The organism is Streptomyces sp. NPDC051218 (genome assembly GCF_044455475.1).
GTDB lineage: Bacteria > Actinomycetota > Actinomycetes > Streptomycetales > Streptomycetaceae > Streptomyces.
In genome coordinates this window covers 304966-317127 of record NZ_JBITEU010000002.1, presented here as the reverse complement: position 1 = coordinate 317127, position 12162 = coordinate 304966, and the positions used below count along the sequence as shown (strand labels likewise).

At 69.6% G+C, this 12162-nt stretch carries 9 protein-coding genes; 7 read left to right on the top strand and 2 right to left on the bottom strand.

Going from position 1 to position 12162, the window contains the following annotated elements; genetic code table 11:
- Positions 1–80: 80 nt before the first annotated feature.
- The 3 genes from ACIBCK_RS07855 (at position 81) to ACIBCK_RS07845 (ending at position 4043) form a co-directional block, all read left to right on the top strand.
- Positions 81–578, top strand: a complete 498-nt coding sequence (locus ACIBCK_RS07855) for a peptidylprolyl isomerase (RefSeq protein WP_399387783.1) — start codon at positions 81–83, stop codon at positions 576–578.
- A 209-nt stretch (positions 579–787) separates the two neighbouring features.
- Entirely contained in the window at positions 788–2740 is a 1953-nt protein-coding gene (locus ACIBCK_RS07850) for a glycoside hydrolase family 127 protein (RefSeq protein ID WP_399387781.1), read from the top strand.
- A gap of 100 nt (positions 2741–2840) precedes the next feature.
- Positions 2841–4043 (top strand): pyridoxal phosphate-dependent aminotransferase, encoded by a 1203-nt coding sequence (locus ACIBCK_RS07845; RefSeq protein WP_399387779.1) that lies wholly within the window; start codon positions 2841–2843, stop codon positions 4041–4043.
- A gap of 9 nt (positions 4044–4052) precedes the next feature.
- Here the strand turns inward: ACIBCK_RS07845 and ACIBCK_RS07840 are convergent, their stop codons facing one another.
- Both ACIBCK_RS07840 and ACIBCK_RS07835 read right to left on the bottom strand, forming a co-directional pair.
- Complete coding sequence (locus ACIBCK_RS07840; protein WP_399387777.1) at positions 4053–5609, bottom strand: glycosyl hydrolase 53 family protein; 1557 nt, start codon at positions 5607–5609, stop codon at positions 4053–4055.
- Between the two features lie 63 nt (positions 5610–5672).
- Positions 5673–7694, bottom strand: coding sequence for a beta-galactosidase (locus ACIBCK_RS07835; RefSeq protein WP_399387775.1), 2022 nt, complete (start codon positions 7692–7694; stop codon positions 5673–5675).
- Between the two features lie 216 nt (positions 7695–7910).
- Here ACIBCK_RS07835 and ACIBCK_RS07830 point away from each other — a divergent pair, with 216 nt between their 5' ends.
- The 4 genes from ACIBCK_RS07830 to ACIBCK_RS07815 are packed head-to-tail and all read left to right on the top strand — an operon-like array spanning position 7911 to position 12101.
- A complete protein-coding gene (locus ACIBCK_RS07830; protein WP_399387773.1) occupies positions 7911–9230 on the top strand; it encodes an ABC transporter substrate-binding protein in 1320 nt (439 codons plus the stop codon).
- Positions 9227–10171 carry a carbohydrate ABC transporter permease gene (locus ACIBCK_RS07825; protein ID WP_399387771.1) on the top strand — a complete coding sequence of 315 codons (945 nt, stop codon included), beginning with the start codon at positions 9227–9229 and terminating at the stop codon, positions 10169–10171. Before ACIBCK_RS07830 ends, ACIBCK_RS07825 begins: the two co-directional genes overlap by 4 nt.
- A complete protein-coding gene (locus ACIBCK_RS07820; protein WP_399387769.1) occupies positions 10168–11073 on the top strand; it encodes a carbohydrate ABC transporter permease in 906 nt (301 codons plus the stop codon). Before ACIBCK_RS07825 ends, ACIBCK_RS07820 begins: the two co-directional genes overlap by 4 nt.
- On the top strand, positions 11070–12101 hold the full coding sequence (locus tag ACIBCK_RS07815) for a LacI family DNA-binding transcriptional regulator (RefSeq protein WP_399387767.1): 1032 nt from the start codon (positions 11070–11072) through the stop codon (positions 12099–12101). The genes ACIBCK_RS07820 and ACIBCK_RS07815 overlap by 4 nt, the downstream gene beginning before the upstream one ends.
- Positions 12102–12162 lie beyond the last annotated feature (61 nt).

Sequence of the window (12162 nt, the reverse complement as noted above, 5' to 3'; positions counted from 1 at the left end):
GCCTGGTCAAAGGGGTAGAGGCAGGCTCTTCGGGGGGTTCGGTTGGCGAGTGGGGACAGGGCAATGACAGGATGAGGACCATGACAATCAAGGCTTATTTCGACATCACCATCAACGGCCAGCCGGAAGGCCGCATCACGTTCAACCTCTTCGACGACGTCGTGCCGAAGACGGTGGAGAACTTCCGCGCGCTCGCCACCGGTGAGCAGGGCTTCGGCTACGCGGGTTCGAAGTTCCACCGCGTCATCCCGGACTTCATGCTCCAGGGCGGCGACTTCACCGCCGGCGACGGCACGGGCGGCAAGAGCATCTACGGCGCGAAGTTCCCCGACGAGAACTTCCAGCTCAAGCACACCAAGCCGGGCCTGCTCTCGATGGCCAACGCCGGCCCGAACTCGAACGGCTCGCAGTTCTTCATCACCACGGTCGTCACGAGCTGGCTCGACGGCAAGCACGTGGTCTTCGGTGAGGTCGCGGACCAGGCCAGCATGGACCTCGTCAAGAAGATCGAGAGCTTCGGCTCGCAGTCGGGCGCCACCAAGGCCGAGATCGCCATCTCCGCCTCGGGCACCCTCTAGCACCCACGGGCACCCTCAGTACCTGGTGCATGAGCCCCCGCCCCCATCGGGCGGGGGCTCGCCCATGCCCGCCATCCCCGCCATGCCCGCACGGATGCGGTCGACCCCTCCCCCGCGCCGGGCGCCCCACGGTAGCGTCAGCGGCACCAGCTGATGTCCGAACGATGTTCTGGATATCGAACGCGCCCTGGCACCGAGGAATGGCACCCATGCCCGATCTCACGCCCCCGCACATACCCCCGGGCTCCCCTGGCCCCCTTGGGCCGCGCGGCTCCCCCGGCCCTGACACCACTCAGGGGCCGATCCGGCTTCACGCCCACGCCCCCACCGTCCTGCGCCCTGCGGCCACCGCACGCATCGTCGGCGGCTTCTGGGCCGCCCGACGCCACACCAACGCCTCGGTGAGCATCCCGCAGGGGCCCGAGCGCCTCGAACAGGCGGGCAACCTCGCCAACCTCCGTGCGGCGGCGGAGGGTTCGGTGACCTTCACCGGGGATTTCCCCTTCCAGGACTCCGATGTACACAAGTGGCTGGAAGCCGCCTCCTGGCAGCTGGCCGACGCACCCGGCCCGTCCGGTCTCGCCGCGGAGGTGGCACGCCTCACGGCGCTCGTCGCCGAGGCCCAGGACACAGACGGCTACCTCCAGACGTACTACCAGGTCGCCCACCCCGAACGGCGCTGGCGCGAGCTCGACTGGGGCCATGAGCTGTACTGCGCGGGGCATCTGATCCAGGCGGGTATCGCCCACCACCGGGCCACGGGCCGACGTGAACTCCTCGACGTGGCCGTCCGGTTCGCCACTCATGTCGACTCCGTCCTCGGCAGGGACAGCGGGGCGGACAAGAAGCTCGACGGCGTGTGCGGCCACCCGGAGATCGAGACCGCCCTCGTGGAGCTGTACCGCGAGACCGGTGAACGGCGGTTCCTCGATCTCGCCGGGCACTTCGTCGACCGCCGCGGCCACGGACTGCTCGCCCAGGGCATCGACCGCGCCCGCGATCCGGGCCCGGCGTACTGGCAGGACCACCTGCCCCTGCGGGAGGCGCCGACCGTCACGGGGCACGCCGTGCGCCAGCTGTACCTCTTGGCGGGGGCCACCGACCTGGCCATGGAGACCGGCGACGCGACACTGCGCGATGCCTTGGAGCGGCTCTGGCACGCCATGGCCGCCACCAAGACCTATCTCACCGGTGGCGTCGGAGCACGTCACGAGGGCGAGGCGTTCGGCGAACCCTTCGAGCTGCCGCCGGACCGTGCGTACGCGGAGACCTGCGCGGCCATCGCCTCCGTGCAGTGGTCCTGGCGGATGGCGCTGCTCACGGGTGAGACCCGCTACTCAGACCTCGTCGAGCGCACCCTCTACAACGGCTTCCTGTCCGGCGTCGCTCTCGACGGGGACCGCTGGCTGTACGTCAACCCGCTCCAGGTGCGCGACGATCACGAGAGCCATCCCGGAGACAGCTCGGCCCGCCGCACGTCGTGGTTCCGCTGCGCCTGCTGCCCGCCGAACGTCATGCGGCTGCTGGCCTCCCTCCCCCACTACGTGGCGAGCGGCGACACGGAGGGCCTGCAACTGCACCAGTACGCCACGGGGTCGTACGCGACGGACGCGGGAAGTGCCGTGACGGTCGAGACGGACTACCCCTGGAAGGGCCGCGTCACGGTCACCGTCGACGCGGCGCCCGTCGATCGCGCATGGACGCTCTCGCTGCGCATCCCCTCCTGGTGCGCCGAGTTCACGGTGTCCGCACCGGACGGGCAGGACCGCACCGAGACCGACGGGGGCTGGCTGCGGATACGCCGCCGCTGGCTCCCGGGCGAGCGGGTCGTCCTGGATCTCGCCCTCGACGTGCGGCTCACGGAACCGGACCCACGGGTCGACGCCGTACGCGGCTGCCTGGCCATCGAGCGCGGGCCCCTCGTGTACTGCCTGGAGAGCGTCGATCAGCGGCCGGGCCTGCGCCTGGACGAGGTGACGCTGGAGCCCGCCGCCCGCACCGTCGCCGAGCACCGCCCGGACCTCCTGGACGGCGTCACGGTCGTCACCACCACCGGCCACCACCGCTCGGACGGGACGCCGACGCCGTTGACCGCGGTGCCGTACCACGCGTGGGCGAACCGCGACGACGGAGCCATGCGGGTCTGGATTCCACGGAGCTGACAGTCGTCGGTACACGAGCCGTCGGCACACGAGTTGAGCGCACCCTCACCCGCGTACGTATGTACGGGAGACACCACCCTCCCCCATCCGGAGTCCTCCCATGGCAGACGCGGGCAACGTCACCGCACTCTTCCGCGCGTCCACCGCGCACAGCCCCTCGTACTCCGCGCTGAACAGGGCGGCGGCGGACAGCGGACGGCCGCTCGTCGACTTCTGCATCCCGTGCAATCCGTACTTCCCCACACCCGAGATGTACGAGGAGCTCGGCGGGCGGCTGCGGGACATCCTCACGTACTACCCGAGCGGCGCCGACACCATCACCGCCGAGCTCAGTGCCGTTCTCGGGCTCAATCCGCAGACCGTCGTGATGGGCAACGGTTCGACCGAACTCATCACCTGGATCGACCATTTGCTGGTGCGCGAAGCGCTCGCGGTGCCCGTACCGACGTTCGGGCGGTGGACCGATCAGTCGATGGAGACCGGCAAGCGGGTCGACATGTACCTCCTTCCGGAGGCCGACGGCTTCGCGCTCGACCCGGCGGCCTTCGTCGACTTCGTACGGGCCCGCGGCTCCCGCACCGCGGTCATCTGCAATCCCAACAACCCGGACGGGGGCCTCCTGCCGCGCCGCTCCGTTCTCGCCCTGATCGACGCGCTGCACGATCTCGACCTGGTCGTCGTGGACGAGTCGTTCCTGGAGTTCGCCGACGCGGGACCGGAGTCGAGTGTCGCCGAAGAGGCGGTCCTGCGGCCCAATGTCATCGTGCTGCGCAGCCTCGGCAAGAACTTCGGACTGCACGGCGTGCGCTTCGGCTATCTCGTCGCCAATCCGGGACTGGCCGGCAGGGTGCGCGCCGCACTGCCGAAATGGAACCTCAACTCCTTTGCGGAGACCGTGGTGTTCATGCTGAGACAGCACCGCCACGCCTATGACCTGAGCCTGCGTCAGGTACGCCGTGACCGCCAGGAGATGATCTGGCTCCTCGGCCGGCTCCCGGGCCTCACCAGCTATCCCTCGCAGGGCAATTTCGTGTACGTGCGCCTGCCCGACGGGGTCGACGGAGCGGTCCTGCGGGACCGGCTGCTCGCGGAGCACGGCATCCTGGTGCGCGAGTGCGGCAACAAGATCGGCAGCTCGAGCCGCTTCCTGCGCCTGGTGGTCCGCCCACCGGTCGACGTACAGCCCCTGATCACCGGCCTGGAACAGGCGCTGTACACGACCGGCGCCGCCGACCCCGGCCTCCTGCCGGTCCCCTACGCCTCGGGAAACCCCGCGGTGGACCGGCTGGTGATGCGGGCCTGAGCCGCCGACTCAGCGGTGCGTGAACGCGCCCATCGCCTCGGTGGGCACACCGTCGTAGTCGAAGAGTGCCTGGTTCTCCCAGGCGTTGCCCGTCGAGGGGTCCGTCGGATCCCAGCCGTTGCCCTTGACGGCGGTCCAGGTGGCGTCCCACCAGAAGACACCCAGGCCGCGGCCGGACGGAACCGCCTCCACGACGCTCTGGATGTCGCGGAACCATGCCGCCTGGCCCGCCTCGGTGGCGGGGTAGCCGCCGACGAGTTCGTCGGCCCTGTCGATGACGTCCTCCCAGCCGTCGTCGCTGTCCAGGCGGAAGGGGTAGGCCGTCTCGGCGACGAAGAGCGGCCTGGCATAGCGCGCCGCGAGATCATCGAGGTTGGCCTGCAGGTCGGACAGGGCGCCGTGCCAGTAGCCGTAGAAGGAAAGGCCGATGATGTCGAACGGCACGTTGCGGGAGACCGCGTTGTCGAACCAGGTGCGGTAAAGGCTGTTGTCGCCGCCGTTGGCGAGGTGGAGAGCGACCCGCGTACTCGACGAGACGTCCTTGGCGGCCGTCGCGCCCGCCGTCAGCAGTCCCGCCAGCTGCGCCCAGTCGGAGGTCGAACCGGTCGGCCACAGCATGCCGCCGTTCAGCTCGTTGCCGATCTGCACCATGTCCGCGGTGGTGCCCTGCGCCTTGAGTGCGTTCAGTACGTCGTACGTGTGGTCGTACACGTCGGTCTTCAACTGGGCGTACGAGTGCCCCGACCAGGCCGAGGGGATCGTCTGGGCGCCGGGATCAGTCCAGGTGTCGGAGTAGTGGAAGTCGACGAGGAGCTTCATGCCGTGCGCCTTGACGCGCTCGGCCACGGTGAGGACGCGAGCCTTGTCGCAGTATCCGTCGGCGGGGTCGACCCATACGCGCAGGCGGGCGTAGTTCATCCCGGCGGACTTCAGTACGGCGAGGGCGTCGGCGGTGGCGCCCGAGCCGGTGCGGTACACGCCGCCGAAGGTTTCGTTCTTCTTGAGTGAGGAGACGTCAGCACCCTTGATGGACAGGCTGGTTGTCCCAGATGTGAGGGTGATGTCGTCGAAGTTGGCCCAGTTCCCCGCGTGCGCGTCGGAGTACAGGCGCACGGTGCATGCGCCGCCCGTCACCTTGACGGAGGTGACGATGCGCAGCCACTTCCCGTTCGGGGTGGGCGGCAGGTCGGTGCGCTGTTCCGTGGTGCCGCTCTTGAGAGCCAGGTACGCGGATCTCTGTCCGCCGCTGGAGCGGACCCAGGCAGTGAGCGTGTACGTGCCGTTGGTGAGACCGGTGAGGTACTGGTACGTCTCGACCTTGTACGCCGAGGCCGACCAGTGGGTCAGGCGCCGGCTCCCGGTGCGGCCGCCCGCCTCCGCGAAGGAGGCGGCGGAGGTGCCGTAGGTGCTCCAGCCGGTGGTGCCGCTCTCGAAGCCACCGTTGGTGAGGGTGGACGCGGCGCTCGCCGGCCGTGCGGGCAGGGCCATGGCGGCGGCGCCTCCCAGTGCCGCTGCCAGGGCCGCTCTGCGGGTGGTGCCTGAGCTGAATGTTCCGTTTCCGTGCATCGTCGATGTCCCTTCGACTTCGCGGTACATGGGGTCGGGTGAAGTGATCAGATGGACTTCGGGTCAGCCGTCGAGGCGGACGACCCGAACGGCGCCCGCGGGCACGCCCAACCGTCCGGCGGCGCGCTCGCCGGTGAGGAGTTCGGTGCCGTGGGCGTCGAGCGGCACCTTGGCGTCGGTCTCGGTGTGGTTGATGGCGAAGACGTAGGTGCCGGTGGCGCCCCGCCGCGTCACCACCTCGACGTCACGCGGGAGTTCGGGCCGATCGGTGACGCCCGCGTCGGCGCAGACGGTACCGAGCAGGGCGTCGAGATCGTGGGCGCTCAGGCGCGTGGAGAGGTACCAGGCCGTGCCTTCGCCGAGTTGGTTGCGGGTGACGGCGGGGTGCCCCGCGGCCAGGCCGTCCGCGTAGGTCCACACGGTCTCGGCGCCCCGCGGTACGACGAACTCCGTCCACACGTCCGCGGTCATTTCGGCGCCGTCGGGCCTTGTGATGCGTGCCGTCTCTCCGTCGAGCAGCGGCGAGAACTCCTCGACCGTCAGGCCGAGCACATCGCGCAGGGCGCCGGGGCAGGGCCCGGGGTGCACGGCGTCGTGCTCGTCGACGATGCCGGAGAAGTAGGAGACGAGGAGGGTGCCGCCCCGGGCCACGTATTCCTCGAGGTTGAGCGCCGCGGCCTCCGTCGCCAGGTACAGCGCGGGGACGATGACCAGGGGGTACGCCGACAGGTCGGCCTCGGGGTGGGCGAAGTCGACGGTGAGGTGGCGGTCGTACAGGGCCTCGTAGAACGTGTCGGCTCGCTCCCGGGCGTCGTGGTCCTCGCTGGGGTGCCACTGCAGGGACTGCGCCCACCAGGAGTGCCAGTCCCACAGCATCGCCACGGCCGGGACGGTTCGGGTGCTCTTCATGGGCGCCAACTCGGCGATGCTCGCGCCCAGTTCGACGACCTCGCGCCAGACCCGGGAGTCCGTTCCGGCGTGCGGCAGCATTGCCGAGTGGAACTTCTCCGCGCCGCGCCGCGACTGCCGCCACTGGAAGAACAGCGCGCCCTCGGAGCCGCGCGCGACGTGGGCCAGGGAGTTGCGGGCCATCTGCCCCGGGGCCTTCGCGGGGTTGCGGGGCTGCCAGTTGACGCCGGACGTGGAGTGCTCCAGGAGCAGCCAGGGTGCACCGCCCGCCACGGAGCGGGTGAGGTCTGCGGCCATGGCGAGGTTGACGTGGGTGCGGCGGCCGTCGGTGATCAGGTAATGGTCGTTGGTGACGAGGTCGACCTCACGGCCCCAGGCCCAGTAGTCCAGGGAGTCGCACTGGCTGAGGGCGGTCATGAAGTTGGTGGTGACGGGCGCGCCGGGGGCCAGGCGGTGCAGGATGTCGCGTTCGCGCACGAAGTTCTCGCGCAGGGTCGCGTCGGCGAACCGGCGGTAGTCCAGGGCCTGCGCGGGATTGCCGACCGTGGGCGTGACACGCGGCGGCTCGATCTCCTCGAAGGAGCCGTAGCGCTGCCCCCAGAAGGCCGTGCCCCAGGCCTCGTTGACCGCCTCCACGGTCCCGTACGTCGTCCGCAGCCAACCCCGGAAGTGGGTGGCGCAGGAGGCGCAGTAGCAGGCGGAGACCGGCACCCCGTACTCGTTGTGGACGTGCCACATCGCGAGCGCGGGGTGCTCGGCGTACCGGCGTGCGAGTTGCTCGGTGATGGCGGAGGACGCCTCGCGGTAGGCGGCGTTGCTGTGGCAGATGGCGCCGCGTGAGCCGAACTCGTGGCGCATGCCCTCGGCGGTGACGGGCAGGGCGGCGGGGTGTGCGCGGTAGAACCAGGCGGGGGGCGCGACCGTCGGGGTGCCGAGGTCGGCGCGGATGCCGTTCTCGTGCAGGAGGTCGAGGACCCGGTCGAGCCAGCCGAACTCATAGACACCGGGGGACGGTTCGAGCAGCGCCCAGGAGAAGATCCCGACGCTCACCATCGTGACGCCGGCCTCGCGCATCAGCGCCATGTCCTCGGGCCAGACGGATTCCGGCCACTGCTCGGGGTTGTAATCCCCACCGAAGGCGAGCCCGGTCAGGCCCGTGGGGGTGTTCTCCGGCATGGATCTCTCCCGAGTCGTCGATCAATGGGAAGCATCGGTTGGACACATCAATTGGGAACGTGCACACACACTTTCGCGGTTCCGAGTTCAACATAACCGCACAGCAACAACCATTGACAAGTGTCCTGGATGTTTCTCTACTGTGAACGCTCACAGATGCGTGGCAGGCCGCTCGACGCAGTCGGCGCACAGCCACCCGGTAAGGGGAGACCATCCATGCCGTTCACGAAGCACCGCCGCTTCCACGCCACTTCGCTCGCCCTCGCCCTCGGCGCCGCCACCCTCACCGCCTGCGGCTCGTCGGACGACGGCAGCCAGGAGGAATCGGGGCCCGCCTCCCTGACGTACTGGGCCTGGACGCCCGGCATGGACAAGGTCGTCGACCTGTGGAACGCGGGCCCCGGCAAGAAGGAACAGATCAAGGTCACGGTCAAGAAGCAGGCGTCCGGCGACACCCTCGTCACCAAGATCCTCACCGCCCACAAGGCCAAGAAGGCCCCGGACCTGGTCCAGGCCGAGTACCAGGCCCTGCCGACCCTGGTCAGCAACGACGCCCTCGCCGACATTTCCGGTGAAGTGGACGACGTGAAGGGCGAGTTCCCCGAAGGCGTCTGGCAGCAGACGACGCTCGGCTCGGACGCGGTGTACGCGGTGCCGCAGGACTCGGGCCCGATGATGTTCTACTACCGCGCCGACCTCTTCAAGAAGTACGACCTCCAGGCGCCCGCCACCTGGGACGAGTTCGCCGAGACCGCCCGCGCGCTGAAGAAGAAGGCCCCGGACAAGGATCTCACCACGTTCTCCGCGAACGACTCCGGGCTCTTCGCGGGCCTCGCCCAGCAGGCGGGCGCCAAGTGGTGGACCACCAAGGGCGAGAAATGGAAGGTCGGCATCGACGACGGCCCCACGCGCAAGGTCGCCGATTTCTGGGGCGGCCTCGTCAAGGAGGGCGCCATCGACAACCAGCCGATGTACACCCCCGCCTGGAACAAGGCCCTCAACACCGGCAAGCAGATCGCCTGGGTCAGCGCGGTCTGGGCGCCCGGCACCCTCACCACCGCCGCCCCCGACACCAAGGGAAAGTGGGCCATGGCCCCGCTCCCCCAGTGGACCAAGGGCAAGAAGACCACGGGCAGTTGGGGCGGTTCCTCGACCGCCGTCACCACCGACAGCGACCATAAGACGGCCGCCGCCAAGTTCGCCGCCTGGCTCAACACCGACGCGAAGGCACTGGACGCGCTCGCGAAGGAAGGCGGCATCTACCCCGCCGCCACCGCGGCCCAGACCAGCGGCGCCTTCGCCGAGCCCCCGGCCTTCTTCGCCGACCAGAAGGACTTCTACCCGCAGGCCGCCGAGATCGCGAAGACCGCGGCCCCCGGCGCCTGGGGCCCGAACGTGAACGTCGCCTACACCACCTTCAAGGACGCCTTCGGCTCGGCCGCCAAGAACAAGTCCGACTTCGGCGGCGCCCTGGACACCATGCAGGACACCACCGTCGCCGACCTGAAGAAGCAGGGCTTCGGAGTCGCGCCGTGACCACCCCCGCGCCACCCGCACGCCCCCACCGCCGGTCCGCGTACGGACTCAAGAGCGCCCCGTACGCGTTCCTGCTCCCCGCCACCCTGCTCTTCGCGCTCTTCTTCGCGCTGCCCATCGGCTACGCACTCTGGCTCAGCCTCCACAAGGTCGAGGTGAAAGGCCTCGGCCTGGGCAAGGACGCCCGGCGCGAGGTCTGGGCCGGGATCGGCAACTACACCGACGCACTCACCGACCCCGAGCTCCTGCACGGCACGCTGCGCGTCCTCGGCTACGGCGCCATCGTCATCCCGGTGATGCTCGGCCTCGCCCTGCTCTTCGCCCTGCTCCTGGACACCGAGCGGGTGCGCCTCACGCCCTTCACGCGCCTCGCGATCTTCCTGCCGTACGCCGTGCCGGGGGTCATCGCCGCGCTCCTGTGGGGGTTCCTCTACCTCCAGGACGTCAGCCCCTTCTTCCACGTCCTCGACAAGCTCGGCATGCCACAGCCCGACCTGCTCGACGGTGGCCCCCTCTACCTCGCGCTCTCCAACATCGCGGTCTGGGGCGGCACCGGCTTCAACATGATCGTCATCTACACCTCACTGCGGTCCATCCCGGCCGAGGTGCACGAGGCGGCGAAGCTGGACGGTTGCTCCCAGCTGCAGATCGCGCTGCGGATCAAGATCCCGATGGTGGCGCCCTCACTGGTGCTCACCTTCTTCTTCTCGATCATCGCGACGCTCCAGGTGTTCAGCGAGCCCACCACCCTCAAGCCCCTCACCAACTCCGTCTCCACCACCTGGAGTCCACTGATGAAGGTGTACCAGGACGCCTTCGGCAAGGGCGACATCAGCTCCGCGGCGGCCACCGCCGTGATCATCGCGGTCGCCACGCTCGTCCTGTCCTTCGGGTTCCTGCGCGCCGCGAACTCCCGCACGAAGAAGGAGGCGGCCCGATGAGTGTGCTCGCCGTCCGCAAGGCCGCGCCCGCCGCGGGCACCACCCCCGGCACCGCCCAGGGCCCGCCCGCGCCCCGGAGGATCGCCGTCCTTCCGACCGCCGTACTGCTGCTCGGCGCCCTGTACTGCCTGCTGCCCGTGCTCTGGGTGGTGATCGCCTCCACCAAGTCGGGCCGCGAACTCTTCTCCACGTTCACCTTCTGGCCCGGCAGCGGCTTCACCGACAACATCACGGACCTCTCCGCCTACCGCGACGGCGTCTACTGGCGCTGGATGGGTAACTCCGCGCTCTACGCGGGCCTGGGCGCGCTCCTGTCCACGGCCGTCTCCGCGATCAGCGGCTACGCCCTCGCGATCTACCGGTTCCGAGGACGCGAGACCGTCTTCAACGTCCTCATGGCGGGCGTCCTGATGCCCCCGGTCATCCTGGCCGTCCCGCAGTACCTCCTGCTCGCGAAGGCCGACCTCACCGATTCGTACGCCTCGGTCCTGATGCCGCTGATCCTCTCCCCCTACGGCGTGTACCTCGCCCGGATCTACGCCGCTTCGGCCGTCCCCGGCGACGTCGTGGAAGCGGGACGGATGGACGGCGCGAGCGAGTGGCGGATCTTCACCCGGATCGCGCTGCCGATGATGGTGCCCGGCCTGGTGACCGTGTTCCTCTTCCAGTTCGTGGCCGTGTGGAACAACTTCCTGCTCCCCTACATCATGCTCAGCGACGACGAGAAGTTCCCCATCACGCTGGGCCTGTTCACGCTCCTGGAGCAGGGCTCCAACACCCCCGCGCTCTACACCCTCGTGATCACCGGCGCACTGCTCGCCGTCATACCGCTCATCGCCCTGTTCCTGGTCATCCAACGCTTCTGGAGCCTGGACCTGCTGTCCGGAGCCGTAAAGTCGTGACCATGAACGCAACGGGGGGCAGGCGCAGGCCGCCGACGATCCATGACGTGGCCCGCGAGGCCGGTGTCTCGCGCGGCACGGTGTCCCGCGTACTCAACGGCGGTCACTACGTGAGCCCTTCCTCCCAGGAGGCCGTGAACGCGGCCATCCGCAAGACCGGTTACGTCGTCAACCGGCATGCCCGCTCGCTGATAACCGGCCGCTCCGACTCGGTGGGCTTCCTCCTGACCGAACCGCAGGAGCGCTTCTTCGAGGACCCCAACTTCAATGTCCTGCTGAGGGGTTGTACGCAGGCGCTCGCCGCGCACGACATCCCGCTGCTCCTGATGCTGGCCGGCACCCCGGACGAGCGGCGCCGCATCATGCGCTACATCACCGCGGGCCATGTCGACGGGGTGCTCCTGGTCTCCAGCCACTCCGGTGACCCCGTCACGGACGAGCTGCGGGAGGCCGGGGTTCCGATGGTGGCGTGCGGGAAGCCGATCGGCCAGGCGTCGAAGGTGAGCTATGTCGCCGCGGACGACCGGGACGGCGCCCGTGACATGGTGCGCCACCTCCTCTCCCTCGGCCGGCGCCGTGTCGGCACGGTGACCGGGCCGCTGGACACCCCTGGCGGTGTGGACCGCCTCGCGGGCTACCGGGAGATCCTCGCCGAGGAGGGCATCGAGGCCGACGAACGGCTCATCGCGTCCGGCGACTACAGCCGGGCGGGCGGTGAGGCCGCGGCGGCCCAGCTCCTGGAACGGGCCCCGGACCTGGACGCCGTGTTCGTCGCATCGGACCTCATGGCGCAGGGCGTACTCACCACCCTCCACCGCGCGGGCCGCCGCGTCCCGGAGGACGTCGCGGTCGGCGGGTTCGACGACTCGCCCGCAGCCCTGACCGCCCGCCCCGCGCTGACGACGGTCCGCCAGCCGTGGGACCGCATCAGCGCCGAGATGGTGCGGGTGCTGCTCGCCCGGATAAGCGGCGAGGATCCGGCCGCGGTCATCCTGCCGACGGAGCTCGTGATCCGCGGCTCGGCCTGACGCATCTGACGCACGCTGCCGTACAAGCACGAGGCCGCGGACTGCTTCCTCTCCGCGGCCG